Origin of the sequence: Streptomyces sp. NPDC092369, from assembly GCF_044755245.1 — a bacterium.
GTDB lineage: Bacteria > Actinomycetota > Actinomycetes > Streptomycetales > Streptomycetaceae > Streptomyces.
The window spans coordinates 422,039-443,446 of sequence record NZ_JBIVQP010000008.1; the positions used below are offsets into that span (position 1 = coordinate 422,039).

16 protein-coding genes and 2 tRNA genes are annotated in these 21,408 nt (G+C 69.8%); 13 read left to right on the plus strand and 5 right to left on the minus strand.

Annotated features, from left to right (window positions below; genetic code table 11):
- Nucleotides 1–47: 47 nt before the first annotated feature.
- The 7 genes from ACIQI8_RS39910 (at nucleotide 48) to ACIQI8_RS39940 (ending at nucleotide 7,554) form a co-directional block, all read left to right on the plus strand.
- On the plus strand, nucleotides 48–515 hold the full coding sequence (locus ACIQI8_RS39910; protein ID WP_402362329.1) for a TIGR02611 family protein: 468 nt from the start codon (nucleotides 48–50) through the stop codon (nucleotides 513–515).
- A 76-nt stretch (nucleotides 516–591) separates the two neighbouring features.
- Nucleotides 592–663, plus strand: a tRNA-Val gene (locus ACIQI8_RS39915).
- 336 nt (nucleotides 664–999) lie between these two features.
- Nucleotides 1,000–2,286, plus strand: a complete 1,287-nt coding sequence (locus ACIQI8_RS39920) for an ABC transporter substrate-binding protein (protein ID WP_402362332.1) — start codon at nucleotides 1,000–1,002, stop codon at nucleotides 2,284–2,286.
- A gap of 14 nt (nucleotides 2,287–2,300) precedes the next feature.
- Nucleotides 2,301–3,257 carry a carbohydrate ABC transporter permease gene (locus ACIQI8_RS39925; RefSeq protein WP_402362335.1) on the plus strand — a complete coding sequence of 319 codons (957 nt, stop codon included), beginning with the start codon at nucleotides 2,301–2,303 and terminating at the stop codon, nucleotides 3,255–3,257.
- Nucleotides 3,254–4,129 (plus strand): carbohydrate ABC transporter permease, encoded by an 876-nt coding sequence (locus ACIQI8_RS39930; RefSeq protein ID WP_402362337.1) that lies wholly within the window; start codon nucleotides 3,254–3,256, stop codon nucleotides 4,127–4,129. The genes ACIQI8_RS39925 and ACIQI8_RS39930 overlap by 4 nt, the downstream gene beginning before the upstream one ends.
- A gap of 10 nt (nucleotides 4,130–4,139) precedes the next feature.
- Entirely contained in the window at nucleotides 4,140–4,730 is a 591-nt protein-coding gene (locus ACIQI8_RS39935) for a hypothetical protein (RefSeq protein ID WP_402362340.1), read from the plus strand.
- Between the two features lie 85 nt (nucleotides 4,731–4,815).
- Entirely contained in the window at nucleotides 4,816–7,554 is a 2,739-nt protein-coding gene (locus ACIQI8_RS39940; protein ID WP_402362343.1) for a Tat pathway signal sequence domain protein, read from the plus strand.
- 32 nt (nucleotides 7,555–7,586) lie between these two features.
- Here ACIQI8_RS39940 and ACIQI8_RS39945 read toward each other — a convergent pair whose 3' ends face one another.
- A complete protein-coding gene (locus ACIQI8_RS39945; protein WP_402362346.1) occupies nucleotides 7,587–10,001 on the minus strand; it encodes an SCO7613 C-terminal domain-containing membrane protein in 2,415 nt (804 codons plus the stop codon).
- Nucleotides 10,002–10,103: 102 nt separating this feature from the next.
- Here ACIQI8_RS39945 and ACIQI8_RS39950 point away from each other — a divergent pair, with 102 nt between their 5' ends.
- Together ACIQI8_RS39950 and ACIQI8_RS39955 are read left to right on the plus strand one after the other, a co-directional pair.
- Nucleotides 10,104–10,559: an SRPBCC family protein gene (locus ACIQI8_RS39950; RefSeq protein ID WP_402362349.1), complete on the plus strand. Its 456-nt coding sequence runs from the start codon at nucleotides 10,104–10,106 to the stop codon at nucleotides 10,557–10,559.
- A gap of 39 nt (nucleotides 10,560–10,598) precedes the next feature.
- Nucleotides 10,599–10,670, plus strand: a tRNA-Val gene (locus tag ACIQI8_RS39955).
- A 53-nt stretch (nucleotides 10,671–10,723) separates the two neighbouring features.
- Here ACIQI8_RS39955 and ACIQI8_RS39960 read toward each other — a convergent pair.
- Nucleotides 10,724–11,449, minus strand: a complete 726-nt coding sequence (locus ACIQI8_RS39960; RefSeq protein ID WP_402362352.1) for a 3'-5' exonuclease — start codon at nucleotides 11,447–11,449, stop codon at nucleotides 10,724–10,726.
- A gap of 168 nt (nucleotides 11,450–11,617) precedes the next feature.
- Here ACIQI8_RS39960 and ACIQI8_RS39965 point away from each other — a divergent pair, with 168 nt between their 5' ends.
- The 3 genes from ACIQI8_RS39965 to thrS all read left to right on the plus strand — a co-directional run bounded on the left by ACIQI8_RS39965 (nucleotide 11,618) and on the right by thrS (nucleotide 15,737).
- The gene (locus tag ACIQI8_RS39965) at nucleotides 11,618–12,184 is read left to right on the plus strand and encodes a DUF4365 domain-containing protein (protein ID WP_124002811.1); all 567 of its coding nucleotides are present in this window, start codon (nucleotides 11,618–11,620) and stop codon (nucleotides 12,182–12,184) included.
- Complete coding sequence (locus ACIQI8_RS39970) at nucleotides 12,181–13,416, plus strand: hypothetical protein (RefSeq protein WP_402362355.1); 1,236 nt, start codon at nucleotides 12,181–12,183, stop codon at nucleotides 13,414–13,416. Before ACIQI8_RS39965 ends, ACIQI8_RS39970 begins: the two co-directional genes overlap by 4 nt.
- A 344-nt stretch (nucleotides 13,417–13,760) precedes the next feature.
- Nucleotides 13,761–15,737 (plus strand): threonine--tRNA ligase, encoded by a 1,977-nt coding sequence (thrS, locus tag ACIQI8_RS39975; RefSeq protein ID WP_402362358.1) that lies wholly within the window; start codon nucleotides 13,761–13,763, stop codon nucleotides 15,735–15,737.
- Between the two features lie 37 nt (nucleotides 15,738–15,774).
- On the opposite strand, the gene ACIQI8_RS39980 is transcribed toward thrS, so the two are convergent.
- Nucleotides 15,775–16,443, minus strand: coding sequence for a potassium channel family protein (locus ACIQI8_RS39980; RefSeq protein WP_402362361.1), 669 nt, complete (start codon nucleotides 16,441–16,443; stop codon nucleotides 15,775–15,777).
- Nucleotides 16,444–16,510: 67 nt separating this feature from the next.
- On the opposite strand from ACIQI8_RS39980, the gene ACIQI8_RS39985 reads away from it, so the two are divergent.
- On the plus strand, nucleotides 16,511–17,071 hold the full coding sequence (locus tag ACIQI8_RS39985) for an HIT family protein (RefSeq protein WP_402362364.1): 561 nt from the start codon (nucleotides 16,511–16,513) through the stop codon (nucleotides 17,069–17,071).
- 32 nt (nucleotides 17,072–17,103) lie between these two features.
- Here ACIQI8_RS39985 and ACIQI8_RS39990 read toward each other — a convergent pair whose 3' ends face one another.
- Both ACIQI8_RS39990 and ACIQI8_RS39995 read right to left on the minus strand, forming a co-directional pair.
- The gene (locus ACIQI8_RS39990; RefSeq protein WP_402362367.1) at nucleotides 17,104–18,771 is read right to left on the minus strand and encodes a hypothetical protein; all 1,668 of its coding nucleotides are present in this window, start codon (nucleotides 18,769–18,771) and stop codon (nucleotides 17,104–17,106) included.
- A gap of 209 nt (nucleotides 18,772–18,980) precedes the next feature.
- Nucleotides 18,981–21,179, minus strand: coding sequence for an elongation factor G-like protein EF-G2 (locus tag ACIQI8_RS39995; RefSeq protein WP_402362370.1), 2,199 nt, complete (start codon nucleotides 21,177–21,179; stop codon nucleotides 18,981–18,983).
- Nucleotides 21,180–21,408: the final 229 nt, after the last annotated feature.

The window sequence follows — 21,408 nt, forward strand, 5'->3', positions numbered from 1 at the left end:
GTACGACCATTCCGGTGACCGGTTTCCGTCCGGTAGGGTTTGGCCGTATGGATACGGGGAGTGACGAGCCCGGCGAGGTCGCCGTGGCATCGGACGGGAACGGCGCGGACGTGACGAAGACGGACGCCACAGACGGTGAGCGGGGCCTCGGCTCCAAGGCGCCGGAGTTCGTGAAGGCGCGCCGCGTCCTGCATCTGAGCTGGCAGGTCGGCATCTTCGTGATCGGCCTCGCGGTCGTGGCCGCCGGCATCGTGATGCTGCCGCTGCCGGGACCCGGCTGGGTCGTGATCTTCGGCGGCATGGCGATCTGGGCGACCGAGTTCGTCTGGGCCCAGCTGGTGCTGCGCTGGACCAAGCGCAAGGTCACCGAGGCGGCCCAGAAGGCCCTCGACCCCAAGGTGCGGCGACGCAACATCATCCTGACCTCGATCGGCCTCGTGATCATCGCGGCCCTGGTCGGCGTCTACCTGTGGAAGTTCGGCTTCGAGATGCCCTGGAACATCAAGGACCAGTGACCGGCGCGGAGGCTCCGCCGCGGCTCACCGACGGTCAGGGTACCCCCTGACATGGGGTAATCTTCTTCCTGCGTCCGGGCGATTAGCTCAGTGGGAGAGCGCTTCGTTCACACCGAAGAGGTCACTGGTTCGAACCCAGTATCGCCCACCCGGAGACGGCGGCCCATCTGCTTCAGTGCAGGTGGGCCGCAGTCGTGTGCGCGTCCGTACGGCCGTCCCTGATGCCCTCTCAAACACCTGCTCCAGGGCGTTTTCCCAGAGAGCCGCCTCCCGTTCGACCCGTCGGTCGCACGCCTCCCACCTGCGGCGGCGTCACGCCGGCCGCCTCCTCCCGTCGCTGAGCCCTCTGCCGCGCCTTACCGGCCGTTGAGAAATTCCTGTCCGAATCGTTGACGCGCCCCTGGACCCTCCGTACCTTGTGCCAGCAAGCGCTTACTTGAAACGATTCACGCGAGCAGCAACGATGCCGGGGAGGGGCCCGACTGTGGGAACCAGCAGGAATGTCGAGAGACGTACGATCCTCAAGGCCGCCGGAGCTTCGGCGGCCGCGCTCGGGCTGGCGGCGACGACGGGCTGCGGCGGGGAAAGCGGTTCCGGAGACGGGAATGTGACGCTCCGTTATGCGTGGTGGGGCGGCGAACCGCGCACCATCGCCATCAAGAAGACCATCGCGCTCTTCGAGAAGAAGTATCCGAAGATCAAAATCAAGCCCGAATTCACCGACTACGAGGCGTTCTGGGAGAAGTTCCAGACGCAGGCTTCCGGTGGGAATCCGCCGGACGTTTTCCAGAATGCGGTCGGCTTTCTGCGCAAGTACGACAAGCGCGGAGTTCTCATGGACCTCAAGACGCAGGCGGACTCGGGGAATCTGAGTCTGGAGAACTTCCGCAACGGAGTTCTGACAGCCGGTCAGGCCGACGGAAAACAGCTCGGTGTGCCCGTCGGCGCCAACACCATGGCGCTCGTCATCGACCTCAAGGCCTTCAAGAAGGCGGGCGTGACGGCGGAGTTCGGCTGGACCTGGGACGACTACTTCGACACCCTCCAGACGATCCAGGACAAGCTGAAGATCGCCGGGGACACCGGCTACTTCAGCATCATGTACCTCTACGACCTCTACCTGCGCCAGCACGGCAAGGCCTTCTTCACCGACTCCGATCTCGGCTTCACCGAGGACGACCTGACCCAGTGGTGGGCCGACGGCTACAAGCGCGTGAAGTCCGGGCTGGTCGCCGACCCGAAGAAGATCGAGCAGGTCAAGCCCAAGTCCGGCCTCTCGGCCGGCCTGGCCGCGTCCGAGTTCACCTGGGACAACTTCTCCATCCGCTACGAGGGCGAGGGCGAGTCGGACTACGGGCTCGCGCCGATCCCCACGACGGACGGCAAGGACACCGGCCAGTACCTCGGTTCGCTGATGCTCAGCGCCTTCGCCGGCACCAAGCACCCCAAGGAAGCCGCCCAGTTCATCGACTTCATGGTCCACGACCCCGAGGTCGGAAAGATCATGGGCTACGACCGCGGCATCCTCGCCACCACGGAACAGTACGACGCGTTCAAGCCCACCGACGCCAACAACAAGGGCGTCGCGGCCTACGAGACCGAGGTCGCCGACGCCGGTGTGCTCGGGAAGATCACCCCGCACCCCTCCGGCGCCGACGTCATCGAGGCCGCGTTCCTGCGCCTGGGCGGCGAGGTGGCCCAGGGCAAGTCCAAGCCGGCCGACGCCGCCAAGGCGCTGTTCGGCGAGGCCAAGGCCGCGTTCGCGGGCTGAGGGGACATACCGCCATGACGCTCGTCAAGGAAGCGCCCGTGCGCCCGGCCGGGAAGCGGGCCGCGCCGCCCGTCGCCGGGCGGCGCGGGCGGCGGCGCGAGAACCTCGCCGGTTACCTCTTCATGTCACCGTGGATCGCGGGGTTCCTGCTGCTCACCGCGGGGCCGATGATCGCGTCGCTGTACTACGCGTTCACCAGCTACAACCTGTTCACCCCGCCCAAGTGGGTCGGCCTCGACAACTTCACGACCATGTTCCAGGACCCGCGCTGGCAGAAGTCGGTCGAGGTCACGCTGAAGTACGTCGTCGTGGCCACCCCGCTCAAGCTGCTGCTCGCGCTGGGCGTCGCGCTGCTGCTCGCCCAGAAGCGGCGGGGGGAGGGGCTGTACAGGGCCGCCTTCTATCTGCCCTCCCTGATCGGCGCCAGCGTCTCCGTGGGCTTCGTCTGGCGGGCGCTGTTCTCCGACGACGCCGTCGTGGACCGTACGCAGAAGATCTTCGGGGTCGACGTCGGCGGCTGGATCGGCAACCCGGACTACGTCCTGTACTCCCTGGTGGCGCTGAGCATCTGGCAGTTCGGGGCGCCGATGGTCATCTTCCTGGCCGGGCTCAAGCAGGTCCCGCGGGAGCTGTACGAGGCCGCCGAGGTGGACGGGGCAGGACCGCTGCGGCGGTTCTGGAACATCACGCTGCCGATGATCTCCCCGGTGCTGTTCTTCAACGTGCTGCTGGAGTCCATTCACGCGTTCCAGGTGTTCGGCTCCGCGTACGTCGTCTCCGACACCCGGTGCGGGCCCGCCGACGCCACGCTCGTCTACACCTGTTACCTCTACCAGAAGGGCTTCAAGGAGGCCCAGATGGGCTTCGCCTCCGCGATGGCCTGGACGCTGGTGGTCGCGGTCGCGCTCGTCACGGCGGTCCTGTTCTGGTCGCAGAAGAAGTGGGTGCACTACGAGGAGGCCGCCAAGTGACCAGTGCAACCAGCCCAGTCGTACGCACCGGCAGCGAGCGGCGGCGCACCGGATCGCTCGTGTGGCACGTGGGCGCGCTCCTCCTGCTCGCGGTGGTCCTGTACCCCGTGATCTGGGTGCTCGGCGCTTCCTTCAAGCCGAGCAAGGACATCATCGCCGGCCTCGACCTGCTGCCCGCCAAGCCGATCTGGTCGAACTTCTCCGGGCTCGCCGACGGTATCTCCGGCATCTCCATCAGCAGCTTCTTCGTCAACTCGCTGATGTACGCGGTCCTTGCGGTGGTCGGCGTCGTCGTGTCGAGCTCGCTGACCGCCTACGCCTTCGCCAAGATCCGGTTCGCGGGGCGGAACCTGCTCTTCACGCTGATGATCGGCACCCTGCTGCTGCCCTACCACGTCCTGCTCATCCCGCAGTACGTGATGTTCCGCAAGCTCGAACTCGTCGACACCCTGGTGCCGCTCGTGGCGGGTAAGTTCCTTGCCACCGAGGCGTTCTTCGTCTTCCTGATGGTGCAGTTCATGCGAGGGCTGCCGCGGGAACTGGACGAGGCGGCGAAGCTCGACGGCTGCGGCCATCTACGGACCTACTGGTCGATCGTGCTGCCGCTGTGCCGGCCCGCCGTCATCACCGCCGCCATCTTCACCTTCATCAACGCCTGGAACGACTTCATGGGGCCGTTGATCTACCTCAACACCCCCTCCAAATACACCGTTTCGCTCGGCCTGATGATGTTCCGCGACCAGGAGGGCGTCTCCAACTACGGAGGCATGATCGCGATGTCGCTCGTGGCGCTGGTGCCGGTCATCGCCTTCTTCATGGCCTTCCAGCGCTACCTCATCGACGGCATGGCGACCTCCGGACTGAAGGGCTGAGGCGGTACCCATGGCCCAGGCGCGAGTGAAAGCACGCAAGGAATCGGCGCTCGCCGAACGGTTCGCGGTCTTCGCCGAATGCCTGCTCACCGGGGTGTGGATCGCCGTGGCGTCGCTGGGAGTTGTCACCTACCCGGCGGCAATCGCCGCCGGGGCACGGCACCTTCGGCGGCGGACGTCCCATCAGGTCGGCGGCTGGCGGGAGTTCGTGGATGACGTCCGTACGGCGGTGCGCGGGGGATGGGTCGTCGGGCTGGTCGGGTGGGTGGCGCTCGGCGCGGTCTGGGTGGACGTCCTGGCCGCGCGGGCCGGGATTCCCGGTGGGCGGCTCGTCGGAGCTGTCGGCATCTTCGCGGCGATCGGACTCGCCGTGGCCCTGCTGCGGGCGGCGGCCGTATGGACGCCGGGTGCCGCCTGGCGGGGGCTGCTCGCGGACGCCGGCCGGCGGACGGTGCTGGATCCCGCCGGATCCCTCCTGGTCGTCTGCGGGCTGGCCGTCGTCACGCTGACCGCCCTGTTCGTCGCGCCGCTCGCGGTGCCTGTCCTGGGAGCCGTGGTCGCGGCGGCCGTCGCAGTGGAGGAGCGCCGTCGGCGCCGCTGACGGACGGTGCCCTCGACCGGAGTCGGTGCCCTGAGCGCCGTTTCTCGATCTGTCATGCCCCTGACTAGTTGTGGAGAGGAAGGTCATGTCCCCCATCCCTCGCAGGTCCCTTCTCAAGGCGGCCGCCGTCGCCGGAGCCGCCGCGCAGTTCAGCTGGGCGCTGGGCGCCAGGGACGCGCAGGCCGCGCCCGCAGCCGAGGCGGCCGATGCCGATCCGGTGACCCTGGACTGGCTGGAGGACGGCGGTCTCGGTGCCGCCCCGGGTTCCACCGTCGGCGTCCCCTGGCCGAAGGGCGCGTACCCGGCCGACCAGACCTTCGCGCTGACGGACGCGGACGGCAAGGCCGTGCCCGTGCAGTCGTGGCCGATCGCCTACTGGCCGGACGGCTCCCTCAAGTGGACGGCCCACGCGCTGAGTTCGGGTGCCGGCAAGCTCACCCTCACCGCCGGTGCGACGAGTGCGCCCGAGAAGAAGGTCACCGTCGACCGGAGCGGCGGCACCATCGACGTCTCGACCGGCGTCATCGACGTGAAGATCGGCAAGTCGGGCTCGACACTGGTGAAATCGGTCAAGCGCGGCTCGACGGAGATCGCCAGGAACGGGCGGCTCGTGCTGCTGCGCCAGCCCGAGATCGAGGACGGCGACCAGGGCACGGTCAAGTACGAGCGCTTCGAGAGCGCCATCGGTGCGGTGACCGTCGAACAGGACGGCCCAGTGCGGGCCGTGGTCCGCATCGACGGCAAGCACCGCAAGGGCGGCCGGAGTTGGCTGCCGTTCTCCATCCGGCTGTACTTCTACGCCGGTGCCGACTCCTTCCGCATGGTGCACACCATCACCTTCGACGGGAAGCAGGAACCGGGCAAGGCGAGTGGCGACTTCATCCGCGGGCTCGGCGTCCGCTTCGGCGTGCCGATGCGCGACGAGGCCTACGACCGGCACATCCGCATCGGCGGCGAGGGCACCGGCCTGCTACGGGAGGCGGTCAAGGGGATCACCGGACTGCGCCGCGACCCGGGCGCTGCCGTACAGGCGGCGCAGTACGCGGGCCAGAAGCTCCCCGACCCGGCCACCTGGGACCAACGAGTCACCACCCGCCTGCAGTACATCCCCGAGTGGGGCGACTACACCCTCTCCCAGCTCTCCGCCGACGGCTTCACCCTGCGCAAGCGCACCAAGAAGGGGCACGGCTGGATCGGCGCCGGCGGTGGCGGGCGGGCGTCCGGGTTCGGGTACGTCGGCGGCGCGAGCGGCGGATTCTCCTTCGGACTGCGGTACTTCTGGGAGAAGCACCCCGCCCAGCTCGACATCCGCGACGCCCAAACCGACGAGGCCGAGGTCACCCTCTGGCTCTGGTCACCCGAGGCACAGCCCATGGACCTGCGCTTCTACCACGACGGCATGGGCCAGGACACCTACGCCGAACAGCTCCAGGGCCTGGAGATCACCTACGAGGACTACGAACCCGGGTTCGGCACCCCGTACGGCATCGCCCGCACCTCCGAACTCCTCTTCTGGGCCAACGAGTCGACCCCGTCGGCGGAGGTTCTGGCTCAACAGGTCGAGGCCGTACGGGTGCTGCCGCAGCTGGCCGCCCCGCCGAAGCAGCTCATCAAGGCCAAGGTCTTCGGCCCGGGTCTCTACTCCGAGCCGGACCGTTCCACACCCGCCAAGGCGAAGATCGAGGACCACCTCGACTTCCTCTTCACCTACTACAAGGACCAGGTGGAGCAACGCCGTTGGTACGGCTTCTGGGACTACGGCGACATCATGCACACCTATGACACCGTCAGACACCAGTGGCGGTACGACATCGGCGGCTACGCCTGGGACAACTCCGAGCTCTCGCCCGACCTGTGGCTCTGGTTCGCGTACCTCCGCTCGGGCCGCGCCGACATCTTCCGGTTCGCGGAGTCGATGACCCGGCACACGGGTGAGGTGGACGTGTACCACCTGGGGGAGTGGGCGGGCCTCGGTACCCGGCACGGTGTGCAGCACTACGCCGACAGTGCCAAGCAACAGCGCATCGCCAACACCACCTACCGCCGCTACTACTACTTCCTCACCGCCGACGAGCGGGTCGGAGACCTCATGCACGCCAACGTCGACTCGGACGAGACGTTTCTCGTGCTCGACCCGATCCGCAAGATCCGTACGGAGCCGTACACGCCTGACCGGCACGCTCTGTCGATCGGGTTCGGGACGGACTGGAGCGGGCTGGTGTCGGCGTGGTTGACGGAGTGGGAGCGCAAGGGGCCGAAGTGGGAGAAGGCGCGGGCGCGGGTGCTGTCCACGATGTCGACGATTGCTGCGCAGCCCAATGGGTTTGTGCAGGGCAGTGGGTTGTACGACCTCGACACCGGCCGGTTCGCGATTGCCGCCGCGCCTGTTGTCTCCGTGTCCCATCTCTCGGCCGTGTTCGGTCTCAATGAGTTGTGCGCCGAGTTGATCGACCTGGTGGACATGCCTGCGTTCAACGAGGCGTACTTCGACTACTGCCGGTACTTCAATGCCAGTAAGGCGGAGCAGGCCGCCCGTTATGGCTCCAACTTCGGAACTCTGCTGCTGTTCCAGGGGCATTCGCGGCTCGATGCGTACGCGGCCGTCCAGACGGGGGATGCTGCGCTGGCCAAGCGGGCGTGGGCGAAGTTCTACGGGTCCGACGGGTACACGGAGTCCTCGCCGTGGAAGACGGAGGAGTTGAGGGGGCCGGTTGCTCTGGTTGCCGGTAGTGAGGCGCGTTGGGTGTCCACGAATGACACGGCGTTGTATGGGCTTGCCGCGATCGAGAATCTGGCGCTGCTCGGGGACAGGATGCCTTCGTAGTCGGGTGCGGGGAACTGGGCTGGAGAGCTCAGCTAGTTCATCCTGCCCAAGGACTCTCGTACCTGGCGGACGTTCCTGATCCGCCGTTCGTATGTCGCACCCAGGGCCAGCAGGAGGAGGCCGGCCAGGGCGGGAGGCGCCCAGCGGGGGAGGGCGCCGGTCAACTGGACCAGGTACGGGGCCAGTTCGTGCAGGGTGACCAGGGTGAGGACCGAACCGCCGAGGATCAGTGGGGCTTGGAGGCGGTGGCGGGCGCCCAGCAGGGTGAGGAGGAGCGCTGCGGTGCCCAGCAGCAAGGGGCGCAGCCATTCCGGATCCGTCCAGGCCGCGGCCAGGCTCGGCAGGAGGGTCGCGGCGAGGCCGGGGCCGTACGCCGTCCAGGACTGTGTCCGCGGATCGCGGCTTCGCCGCAGGTGGCCGACCAGCAGGGCCGGGACGGTGATCGGGAGCGTGTACGCCTCCGGCACCCCGATGCGCCAGGCGAGCAGGCGCACCCACGCGGCCAGGACGAACAGGGCGACGGACGCGTAACCGACCGAGCGGCGGTCCGGGCGGATCGCCACGCCCGCGGTGATCACCGCGCTCAGGCCGAGCACCAGGGCGAGCATCGGCGGGTCGACGGCGGCCAGCCCCAGCGCGAGCAGAGCGGCCACCGCACCCGTCACCTCGATCGGCACGGTCGCGGGGGAGCCGCCCAGTCGCGCGGCGAGAAGTGCGGCGGCCACAGAGACCACCAGCACCAACAGCGCGATGTGCTGCGGCTGCCAGCCGGCGGCGGCGCCCGTCGCGACCGCCAGCGCGGCGGCGTGGACGAGAGCGGTCGGTGCCATGACCGGCGTGAGGTGCCTGAGTTGCTTGAGCCAGGAGGCTCCCGCGAACAGTGACGTGAGCGCGGACAGGACGGTCAAGGTCGCCGTCTGCGAGGCGAGTGCGGTGAACGAGAGGGTGAGGGAGGTGAGCAGCGCGAGGAGGGCGAGGAGCAAAGTGTTTGGCCGCGTGGCTGGTTGGGCGGGCGGCTGGTCCGCTGCCTGTTCCGGTTCGCGTCCGCGTATCCACGCGAGGGCCGCGAGCGTCCCCACCGTCGTGCCGCCCTGGATCAACAGCGCACCGGTATAAGGCAGTTCGAGCACCGCCGGGAGGACGAGGATCGTTGTCCATGCCAACGTCAGGGCGCCGATCGCGGCCCGTGGGCGCCAAGCCGTGTCGCGTACCGCCAGCAGCAGTACGGCGGCGACGACCGCGAGGATCACCGGTACCGCCACCGCGTGCGACGGCCACGGGGTGTCGAGGGTCAGCGCGGCGCGTGCGTCGGAGGGAGCCCCGGACCAAGCGCGGGCCGTCCAGGAGGCGGGGCCGAGGAGGGTGAGGGCGACCAGGGGGACGGCCCAGAGCAGGGCCAGGGCCTGGACGCCGGCGGAGGCCAGGGCGAAACCGCGCCGCACCTGTTCGGGGAGCGAGGTCCGCCAGGTCGCCAACAGGGCGACACCGCACAGGAGATGAGCCGGCACCGTCCAGTCGGCCGGCAGGGACACGCGCAGGATGCCGCCGGCCGCGGTGACCAGCAGCAGGCCCGACACCCCGGCGGCACTCGCGGCGGTGACCGGCTGTCGCAGGCGCCATGCGGCGCCGAGCGCGATCACCGCCGCGAGGACGAGGAGCGCCGCCGCACGGGCGGCGGCGCTCGGGCCGGCTGCGTTCCAGGAGAGCCAGCCGGCCGCCCATGCGCCGAAGCCGCCCATCGCGCAGGCACTGATGGTGGCGACGAGACGGACGGACTTGGCGGTGTTCCACAGCGCCACGATCGTGTCGAGACCGGCCGTCACCAGTAGCGCGGCCGTGATGCCGTACGGACCCGCGTCCACCGCGATCGCCCAGAGGAGGAGCGGGAGTTGGGCTGTGAGCAGGGCCGAGGGGACGGGCAGGCGCAGGGGGGCCGTCACGGTGAGGAGCCCGTACGCCGTCCACAGCGTCGCCAAAGCCGTCGCCGCGAGGGCCGCGTACGCCGTGCCGTCGGTGCCCGTGAACACCACCTCGTGCAGGGCGTACGCGTCGAGCACTGTCAGTGCGAGGCCCAGGCCCGCCACCGACTCGGCCGTCGACCGCAGTCCGCGCTTCAGCAGCGCCACCGGTGTCCCGAGCGCGGCCAGCGTGACCGCGCCGAGCACCAGGGACCGTCCGGCGATGCCCATGTGACCCCAGCTGACCAGCGTGAACGCGATCGCCGCGATGGTGAGGAGCACTCCGCCGAGCACGAGCAGCACGTTCTGGACGCGCGGTGCGGAGGCCTCGGGGCGGGGCGGTGCGAGGGGTGCTCGGGGGACGGGCTGTTGGAGTGCGGTGACCAGCCAGGCGCGACGCATCAGCAACTGGGCCCGGCGGGCGTCGAGTTGGCGCAGCTCCATGTCGAGGAAACGGAGTTCCTCGGTCGGCGGCGGGAGGGATGTCATGCCTTGGAGTGTGGTGCGGGTCACGTCACGCGGCATGAGCGCACGTACTCAGAACGTACTCAGATTCCGCCCGGGCGCCCTGTGTGCGGGCAGACTCTCCCCATGGACTGGTCCCACTACCGCTTCCGCAGCCTGTGGCCGCTGCCCGCGTCCCCGGCCCGGGTGTACGAGGTCCTCGAACAGGCCGAGGACTATCCGCGCTGGTGGCCCCAGGTGCGCGAGGTGACCAAGGTCGACGACATCACCGGCACCATCCGGATCCGCGCCCTCCTCCCGTACGACCTGACCTTCACCGCGCGTGAGGCGCGGCGCGATCCGGTGGCCGGTGTGCTGGAGATCGCCATGTCCGGGGACCTGGAGGGCTGGGCGCGCTGGACACTCGGCGCCGACTCCGCCGACCCGGGTGCCACGCTGGCCCGCTACGACCAGGTCGTCGACGTGCGCAAGCCGTTGCTCAGGCACCTCGCCGTACCCGGACGACCGCTGTTCCGCGCCAACCACCGGCTGATGATGCGAGCCGGACGGCGGGGCCTCGCGGCCTACTTGGAAGCGGTTTGAAGGAAACCCGCGGAGGCCTGTATTGTTCAGTGCGTTCCCGGGCGATTAGCTCAGTGGGAGAGCGCTTCGTTCACACCGAAGAGGTCACTGGTTCGAACCCAGTATCGCCCACCGCCGGGAAAGGCCGGTCCGCATCGCGCGGACCGGCTTTCTTCATGGTGCCCTCAGGCCGCGGCCGGCAGATCCGGACGCAGCGGCCACGACGTGTTCACCAACTCCGGGGTGCCGCTGCGCGCGAACCACGCCTGCAGGCCCCGCGCCTGCGCCGCGTGCCACGTCATCTGCAACGTGTGCAGCTCGGCGGGGGTCAGGCGCTCCAGTCTGGCCGTGAAACGACGCCCGAGGGCGCGTACGAGATCCAGTGAGGCCAGCGCGTCCGCGCCCGCGTCGTGGGCGCCCTCCAGCGTGACTCCGTAGTGCGCGCACAGGTCCGTCAGGGTGCGGCGGCCCTTGCGGTAGCGGTCCAGGTGTTTGTCCAGGACGCGTGGGTCGAGCACCCGCAGCGGGGTCGCCTCGAACCAGTGGTCGAGCGAGGACGCCCGATGGCGGCGCAACTCGCGGTCCAGCAGGGTCAGATCGAAGGGGGCGTTCATCACCACCAGCGGACGGCCCGCCGAAGCCTGCTCGGCCAGCACCTCCGCTATCTCGTACATCACCGGCGCCGGCCAACGGCCGTTGCGCTGCAGATGCTCGTCGGTCAGCCCGTGCACCGCGGTCGCCGCCTCCGGCACCGGCACGCCCGGGTTGATCAGCCAACGGGACACCCGGGGGCGGGTGCCCGGGGCGTCCTGGACGACCACGGCGGCCGACACGATCCGGTCGGTCTCGACGTCGACGCCCGTGGTCTCCGTGTCAAAGGCGGCCAGCGGCCCCTCGTACCAGCACGTCATGCCTACACAACTCCTCGTTCACCCACGGCAGCTGACGTCCCGTCTTCTGCCAGTTTGGTGATACCCGGGCTGTTTGCGCGGTACGCCGCAAGGACACAACAGGAGTACGGGTCTTTGCTGTTCAGCGGCCCAACAGGGGGATTCACTCGGCTTGGAAGGCTGTTGGTCATGGCGATAGCGCAGCCCGAGCGGAGCGGGCTGCTGCCCGAACGCACGGGCCCTCATCGCGGCACACTCGCCACCACCGCCTGCATGGAGACACTGCAGGTGGGGTATCTGCACGCCGTCGCCGCGGCGGCCGGTTGCTCGCTGTCGCAGCCGTTTCCGGACAACGGCATCGACTGGCACGTCAGTCACGGCTCGCCCGGACACACGGTCGACGACGAGGTCACCATCAAGGTGCAGTTGAAGTGCACGTACCAGATCGCACCCAACCCACCGGGCCGCTTCTTCTCGTTCACGCTGGACAACGAGCATCTGCGCAAGCTCGCGCGCACGCCCGTCTCGGTGCACAAGATCCTGGTCGTGATGCTGGTGCCGAGATCCCAGGACGACTGGCTGCGCGCCAGCCACGACCGGCTCGATCTGCGGCACTGCTGCTACTGGGTCAACCTGGCCGGGCACGCGATCACCGGCCGGACCCGGACCACCGTGCGCGTACCGACCTCACGCATCTTCGACGACCGCGCGCTCTGCGAGATCATGACGCGGGTCGGGACGGGAGGCAGACCATGACCCACCGCCCCCTGGAGGAGCCACTCCGACCGGTGAGGCCGCACCCCGACAGCAGTTCGGCTGAGGTCTGGCACCGTCCCCCCGAGCCCGACCAGGTCGACCCGGCCGTGCTCAGCGCCCTGTTGCGCCGGCACGGCTGGCAGCGCCGCGGCGGAGCCGCCGGGCGCTACGGCCGCTGGACCCCGCCCGGACCGGGCGGCGGCGGCACCAGCCTGCTCGTGCCCGAGAGCCGCGCCTTCCCCGACAGCGACGACCTGCTCGGCGAGGCGCTTCTCGCGCTGACCCGCAGCGGTACGCCCTCCGCGCGCGAGGTGCTGGTCGGGCTCGCCGTGCCCAGCGACGAGATCCGCTGGTGGCGTGACGTACCCACCGGCCCCGCCGACTCCACGCCCTGGACCGTCGAGGAGCAACTGCGCGCCGCCGCCCGCCAGATGCTCCTCGCCGGCGCACTCGCCACACGCGCGCGTGCCGGTTACTACGGCGCCCGGCACCGCCGAGCCGCAGCCGCGCTCCTGGAGAGCGTCCTGGTCGGCTCCGCGGCCGGCGGCGGCCGACTGACCGCATTCGTGCCCGTCGGCACGGCCCGCCCGCTCGCCATAAGCCTCCACCAGGCCCTGTACGCCGCCCGCGAGGCCATCGACTACCAGCGGGCCACCGGTGGCATGGACGCCTTCGACGGGGCCGTCGAGGCGGGCGTCAGCCGTGAACTCACCGAGGCGCTGATCGCCCTCGTGCGCGGCACCGAGGGCGCCCGGATCGCCGTCGAGTGGGCACCCGCCGCCGGCGTCCCCGCGGACTGCGCGGCCGGTGTCGAGCCCGTCGAGTTCTCGCCGGGCGACCTGCCCGTGCTGCGCGAGGCGGGCGCCCGCTTCCTGCGCGACGAACCGTCCGTGCCCGTCCGCATCACCGGCACAGTGGTCCGGATGCGCAGATCGGGGCCGCGCGGCGAGGGCAGCGTACGGCTGCGCGTGATCGCCGGCGCCGAGGTCCCGCACCTGCGCGTCACCCTGGACGAGGAGGACTACCGCATCGCCGGGCAGGCCCACCTCGTAGGACTCCCGGTGCGCGTGCACGGGCGGCTGGAGAGCCGGGGCGGGTTCCGGCGGCTGAGCGGCGCGGGCGGGGTCGTACCTGTACAGGTGGACGAGGCGGAGCGGGACCGGCTGATGAAGTCCCTCCAGGACAACCTCGACTTCTTCGAGGAGGCGTGCAGCGGGGACGACTGCGGCTGAGCGCGGGGCCTCCGGCGGACCGGCCCGGATTGTGGGAGGCGGCGCTGATCGGTGCGGGCGGTTGCTGATCGGTGCGCCGGCTGAGGCGTGGGACGGCCGGTCGGGGGGTGGAGGCGGAGGCAGGGCGGCGAGGGGACGGGATTCCTCCGCCGAGGGCGTGTGCGCCGGTCGGGGCGGGGGTGGGACGGTCCGCGGGAGGGTGTGCCGGGTCCGGCGACGCTTGGTGATCGGCGGGACCGGTCCTGGGACGGCCGTTTCGCGGTGGGTGGGTCGGGGTCGGTACGATCCCCTATTGCGCGCGCTCCTGGTATGGCGCCGCACCCACCTTCAGTCAGGAGAGACCGGTGTCAGACGTCCGTGTGATCATCCAACGCGATTCCGAGCGGGACGAACGCGTGGTGACGACGGGCACTACGGCCGCCGACCTCTTCGCGGGCGAGCGCTCCATCGTCGCCGCGCGCGTGGGCGGCGAGCTGAAGGACCTCGCCTACCAGCTGTCCGACGGTGACGAGGTCGAGGGCGTCGAGATCTCCTCCGAGGACGGCCTCAACATCCTGCGCCACTCCACCGCGCACGTCATGGCGCAGGCCGTGCAGGAGCTCTTCCCGGACGCCAAGCTGGGCATCGGCCCGCCGGTCAAGGACGGCTTCTACTACGACTTCGACGTCGAGAAGCCGTTCACACCCGAGGACCTCAAGGCCGTCGAGAAGAAGATGCAGGAGATCCAGAAGCGCGGGCAGCGCTTCTCGCGGCGCGTGATGACCGACGAGGACGCCCGCGCGGAACTCGCCGACGAGCCGTACAAGTTGGAGCTGATCGGTCTCAAGGGCTCGGCCTCGCACGACGACGGCGCGGACGTCGAGGTCGGCGCCGGCGAGCTGACGATCTACGACAACCTTGACGCCAAGACCGGCGAGCTGTGCTGGAAGGACCTGTGCCGCGGTCCCCACCTGCCCTCCACCCGGAACATCCCGGCGTTCAAGCTGATGCGCAACGCGGCCGCCTACTGGCGCGGCAGCGAGAAGAACCCGATGCTCCAGCGCATCTACGGCACCGCCTGGCCCACCAAGGAAGAGCTGAAGGGCTACCTCGACTTCCTCGCCGAGGCCGAGAAGCGCGACCACCGCAAGCTCGGCTCCGAGCTGGACCTCTTCTCGATCCCCGAGCAGATCGGCTCCGGCCTCGCCGTCTTCCACCCCAAGGGCGGCATCATCCGCCGCGTGATGGAGGACTACTCGCGCCGCCGGCACGAGGAGGAGGGCTACGAGTTCGTCTACACCCCGCACGCCACGAAGGGGAAGCTCTTCGAGACGTCCGGGCACCTGGACTGGTACGCCGACGGCATGTACCCGCCCATGCAGCTCGACGAGGGCGTGGACTACTACCTCAAGCCCATGAACTGCCCGATGCACAACCTGATCTTCGACGCGCGCGGCCGCTCCTACCGTGAACTGCCGCTGCGCCTCTTCGAGTTCGGGACCGTGTACCGGTACGAGAAGTCGGGCGTCGTGCACGGGCTCACCCGCGCGCGTGGCTTCACGCAGGACGACGCGCACATCTACTGCACGCGTGAGCAGATGTCGGAGGAGCTCGACAAGACGCTCACCTTCGTCCTCGGCCTGCTGCGGGACTACGGTCTGACCGACTTCTACCTGGAGCTGTCCACCAAGGACCCGGAGAAGTTCGTCGGCTCCGACGAGGCCTGGGAAGAGGCCACGGAGACCCTGCGTCAGGTGGCCGAGAAGCAGGGGCTGCCCCTGGTGCCCGACCCGGGCGGCGCCGCGTTCTACGGACCGAAGATCTCCGTCCAGACCAAGGACGCGATCGGCCGGACCTGGCAGATGTCGACGATCCAGCTCGACTTCAACCTGCCCGAGCGCTTCGACCTGGAGTACACCGGTCCCGACGGCGCCAAGCAGCGCCCGGTGATGATCCACCGCGCCCTCTTCGGCTCGATCGAGCGCTTCTTCGCGGTGCTCCTGGAGCACTACGCGGGTGCCTTCCCGGCCTGGCTCGCGCCCGTCCAGGCGGTCGGCATCCCGATCGGTGACGGTCACGTCGAGTACCTGGAGAAGTTCGCCGCCGCCGCCAAGAAGAAGGGGCTGCGCGTCGAGGTCGACTCCTCGTCCGACCGCATGCAGAAGAAGATCCGCAACGCCCAGAAGCAGAAGGTGCCCTTCATGGTCATCGCGGGCGACGAGGACATGTCCAACACCTCGGTGTCCTTCCGCTACCGCGACGGCTCGCAGGAGAACGGCATCCCGTTCGACGAGGCCATCGCGAAGATCCAGAAGGTCGTCGAGGACCGCGTTCAGGTCTGATCCCGCCCGCTCCAGGACGCCGTGGCCCTCGGGGAGTTCAGCTTCCCGGGGGCCTCTCGTCGTCCTCCCGCGAGAACACCTGGAGCAGCCAGGAGGCGAACGTGCCGGTCACCGCGCCGAGCAGGGCCAGGCCGATGGCCATCAGGCCGACCGCGATCAGCCGGCCCACCGGGGTCACGGGGGAGATGTCGCCGTAGCCGACGGTGGCCAGGGTCGAGCAGGTCCACCAGACGGCGTCCCCGAAGGTGCGCATCGTCGCGTGCGGCGCCCCGCGCTCCTGCTGGTAGACGGCGAGCGCCCCGGCGAAGCCGAGCAGCACCGTGGACAGACCGGCGTAGACGATCACGCGCGCGTGCAGCACGAGCCGGGGCCTGCCGTGCCGGCGCTGCACGGCCTCGTAGACCCGCACGACCCGCAGCGGGCGCAGCAGCGGCAGGATCAGCACCACGGTGTCCAGCCAGTGCGTCCGTACGAAGCGCAGCCGCTGTCCGCTCAGCCGCCACCGGACCGCGTAGTCGACGGCGAACAGCGCCCACGCGGCCAGCAGGACGGCCAGGCAGAGGTCCCGCAGGTCGTCCGGGAGATCCCGGGCGAGGACCTGGATCGCGTACGACGCGAGATACACCAGCGACGCCACCGCGAGGGGGACCTCCGTGCGCCGCTCCCAGCGGGCCGCGGTGCTGTCATCGACCTTCGCATCGTCCATCGGCCCAGCTTGGCCCGGCGGGGTTTTCGCGCAACCCCGGCGACACGCCGCGAACGGGCGACGCAATATGCTGCACTGCATGACGAGTGAGCCGGAGCAGCAGTTGGGAGTGGGGACGCGGGACGCCTTCCAGCGCCTGTGGACGCCGCATCGGATGGCCTACATCCAGGGCGAGAACAAGCCGACCGGTCCCGGCGCCGACGACGGTTGCCCCTTCTGCTCGATCCCGGCGAAATCCGACGAGGACGGTCTGATCGTCCGGCGCGGTGAGCACGTCTACGCGGTGCTCAATCTGTACCCGTACAACGGCGGTCACCTCATGGTCGTGCCCTATCGGCACGTCGCCGACTACACGGACCTCACCGACCCGGAGACGGCCGAACTGGCCGCCCTCACCAAGCAGGCGATGACCGCCCTGCGCACCGCTTCCGGCGCCCACGGCTTCAACATCGGCATGAACCAGGGCTCGGTCGCCGGCGCGGGCATCGCCGCGCACCTGCACCAGCACATCGTCCCGCGCTGGGGCGGCGACACGAACTTCATGCCGGTGGTGGGGCACACGCGGGTGCTGCCGCAGCTGCTGGCGGACACACGGAAGATGCTGGCGGACGCGTGGCCCACGGGCTGAGGTGACACCCGCGGGCCCGGGCGGGGTCGTCCCTACGCGTCGTAGAGATCCGCTTTCCTCGGGCTCGGGTCCTGGACCGCGCCGCTCAGGAACGCCGACCTCGCGCCGAACTTCTCCGTGTCCACGCCGTTCTCCGCCAGGACCCGGATCGCGGCCGCGTGCACGACCCGCAGGACCGGCGTGGCGGCGCGCAGCGCGTCGTCGGCCATGAAGCGGTGGCGCCAGGGCTGGTCGGCCCAGGCGTGCCGCAGGCCGAACGGCTCGGGCAGCACCATCGTGCCGCCGAGGTGGTTCAGCAGCGGCGGGTACCAGGTGATCGGGGCGCGGACGGCGAGCCGTACGACCTCGTTCGTGGGGACCAGGGGCAGCTTCACCGTGCGGGTCTCCCACCGCCTGACCGACCGCTGGACGCTCCTGGTCGGGGCCTCGGGCTTCCCCATGAACAACGGATTCACCGGGCCCAGCGCGTGCCCCGTCACCTCGATGCGCAGCGTCTCGTGCAGCACCGTGACGGTGATCATCATCGTGATGATCAACTGGCCGTCCCACAGCGTCCATTGGACGCCGAGGTAGTGCCGCTCCCCGCTGCCGAACTGCTGCTTGTTGCAGATGTCCTGTATCGAGTGGGTCCGGTGCTGGAAGGCCTCCACGTCCGCGGACTGCTCGGTCCGGGACACCGCCTTCGCGCCCTCGCCGATCGGCGTGACGATCCAGTGCCGTATCGAGGGCGGCGGGAAGCCGCCCGTGTTGAGCGGGCCCCGCTCCAGCATGCGCAGCTGGTCGTGGATCGCGCGTATGACGTCCCAGCTGCGGAACGGGTGGATCTCGCGGGCCGGGTCGGCCGGGGTGAGGTCCTCGGCGAGCTGCCAGCTGCCCCAGCGGGTGCCCATGCCGAGGATGCCCTTGGGGCCGGCGTAGAAGACGCCGTTGGACCGCTGCTCGGCGCTGAGCCTGGCGAGCGACTGGCGCAGCTGCTCGGCCTGGGTCTCACCGGGGCTGGTCGGCACCGCCTCGGGGACCTGGGCGCCGATGCTGCCGCCCGCGAGCAGGCTGTCCCAGCGCCCCCGCAGGTCCTTCGCCGCGCTCTCGCAGATCTGCTTGGCCCAGAACCAGCCGAGGACGGGAACGACCACGCACGCACGCGCGTACCAGGCCCAGAAGCCAGTGAAGGGCATCTTGACCAGGAAGATGACGGCGAGGGCGCCGACGCCGACGAGCAGGGTCGTGGCGAGGGCCGAGGCCCGCTTGTTGCTGTTCTTGTCGATCACCGAGCGGATCTGGAAGACCAGCAGCCAGACCAGCAGCCCGGGCAGGAACAGCAGCCCGCAGAGCACCATGACCGTGGACAGCCGCTTGTCGCGCTCACGGCGGAGCCGGTACGCGGCGAGACAGTGCTCGACGACGACCTGGGGCTCCATGCCGAAGGACTGGATGAGCGGCTTGCGGTCCGGCCCGATCATGCGGTCGATCACGGCCCTGGAGAACGCCTCGCCGAGATTGGGCTTGAAGAGCCCGGTGGACCATTTCTGGCCCTCTTTGAGGGTCGTCTGGTGCCACTCGTTGTCGGCCTTCTTGATCTCCTCGATCGGACTGTCCCGGTAGGCGGCGGACGCGAGGGCGAACGTCGCCGTCTGGCTGCCACCGCCCGACAGAGGCACCTGTGGCCCGAAGGCGTCCTCGTAACCGGTCCCGACTGTCATCTACCGCCCCCGATCGCCGCCGGTGTCGCTCCTGCGGCCTTCCCGACTTCCGTGCTCCGCACACCTGTTGATCAGGTCATCAGCGTATCCGCAGGCAATGACATTAGTCGGCGGACGGCCGAAGCCGCCCGCCGAGACGGAGGGAAACGTTCCGCAACAGCCGCCGGAACAGCGCCCGGTGACCGTTCGCCGGGCGCTTCCGGCGTCAACTACGAGGCGTCGCGGGTGTCTTCACGGAGCCTCTCGGCGATCTGCTGGGGCATCGGCTCGTGCCGGGCGTACGCCCGGTTGAAGCGCGCGGTGCCGTGCGAGAGCGAGCGCAGATCGACGGCGTACCGCCCGATCTCGATCTCCGGCACCTCGGCCCGTACGAGGGTGCGTCCGCCGCTGGTCTGTTCCGTGCCCAGCACCCGGCCGCGCCGTCCGGACAGGTCGCTCATGACCGCGCCCACGTAGTCGTCGCCGACCAGGATCGTCACCTCGGCCACCGGCTCCAGCAGATGGATCCCCACGTCGGAAGCGGCTTCCCGCAGCGCGAGTGCGCCGGCCGTCTGGAAGGCCGCGTCCGAGGAGTCCACGGAGTGCGCCTTGCCGTCGAGGAGCGTCACCCGGACGTCGATGAGCGGGTAGCCGGCCGCCACGCCCCTGGCCGCCTGGGTGCGTACCCCCTTCTCCACCGAGGGGATGAACTGGCGTGGTACCGCGCCGCCGATCACCTTGTCCACGAACTCGATGCCCGAACCGCCGGGCAGCGGCTCCACCTCGATCTCGCAGATCGCGAACTGCCCGTGCCCGCCGGACTGTTTGACATGCCGGCCGCGCCCCGCCGACCGGCCGGCGAACGTCTCCCGCAGGGAGACCTTGTGCGCCACGACGTCGACCTGGACGCCGTATCGGCTGCGCAGTCGTTCCAGTGCCACGTCCGCGTGGGCCTCGCCCAGACACCACAGCACCACCTGGTGGGTGTCCGGGTTCTGTTCGAGCCGCATCGTCGGGTCCTCGGCGACCAGCCGGGACAGACCCTGCGAGAGCTTGTCCTCGTCCGCCTTGCTGTGCGCCTCGATGGCGAGCGGCAGCAACGGGTCGGGCATCTCCCACGGCTCCATCAGCAGCGGGTCGTCCTTGGCGGAGAGGGTGTCGCCGGTCTCCGCGCGGCTCAGCTTCGCCACGCACGCGAGGTCACCGGCGATGCAGTGGGTGAGGGTGCGCTGCTGTTTGCCGAAGGGCGCGGACAGGGCGCCGACGCGCTCGTCGACGTCGTGGTCCTCGTGGCCGCGGTCGGCCAGCCCGTGCCCGGAGACGTGCACCGTCTCGTCGGGGCGCAGGGTGCCGGAGAAGACCCGTACCAGCGAGACCCGGCCGACGTACGGGTCGGACGCCGTCTTCACGACCTCCGCGACCAGCGGCCCGTTCGGGTCGCACGGCTTCAGCTCGCGCGGCTTGCCGGCGACCGTGGTGACACCGGGCGCCGCGCGCTCCAGCGGGGTCGGGAAGCCGCCGGTGACCAGTTCCAGGAGCTCGACGGTGCCCAGGCCCTGCCGGGCGCCGTCGGCCGCGGGGGCGGCTGCCAGGACCGGGAAGAACACCCCGCGCGCGACGGCCCGCTCCAGGTCCTCCACGAGTGTCTTGAAGTCGATCTCCTCGCCGCCGAGATAGCGGTCCATGAGGGTCTCGTCCTCGCCCTCCGCGATGATCCCTTCGATCAGCCGGTTGCGGGCCTCCTCGATCTCGGGCAGCTGCTCCGGGCCCGGCTCGGACTCCTTGCGCTCCCCGGAGGAGTAGTCGAACAGCTTCTGCGACAGCAGCCCGATCAGTCCGGTCACGGGCGCGTGCCCGTCGGGCCCCTCCGGGCCGTGCAGCGGCAGATAGAGCGGCAGCACGGCGTCGGGGTCGTCCCGGCCGAAGGCCTGCGCGCAGATCCGGGTCATCTCGTCGAAGTCCGCCCGGGCGGACTCCAGATGCGTGATCACGATGGCCCGCGGCATGCCGACCGCCGCGCACTCCTCCCACACCATGCGCGTCGAGCCGTCCACGCCGTCGGACGCCGAGACGACGAAAAGGGCCGCGTCCGCCGCTCGCAGACCGGCCCTGAGTTCCCCGACGAAGTCGGCGTATCCGGGGGTGTCGAGAACATTGACCTTGATGCCGTCCCATTCGACCGGCACCAGGGAGAGCTGCACCGAGCGCTGTTGCCGGTGCTCTATCTCGTCGTAGTCGGAAACGGTGCCGCCGTCCTCGACGCGGCCCGCCCGGTTCACTGCCCCCGCGGTGAGCGCGAGAGCTTCCACCAAAGTCGTCTTGCCCGATCCGGAGTGGCCGACCAGCACCACATTCCGTACGGACGCGGGGTGGTCGGCCGCTGTTGCCCTGCCGGCGGCTCCGGGGTGTGCGTTCGCCTTGTCGCCCATGGCCTTGCCTCCCGTGCACGGTGAGGTCACTGTGGGCGCGGACATGCGGGGGCCGCGTGCGGTGGCGGCTCCGGTGACGCCCGCGGTGCTTCGAGCTTTCCACTACCGTCACGGTGCGTCCATACAGCGGACGCGATCCCGCCGCATGCTGTCGGTCATGGGCCATCCACGGGATCCGCGGACCGGGCGTCCGGGTGCCCGGACGTCGTACACGCGCACGCGTGGCTAC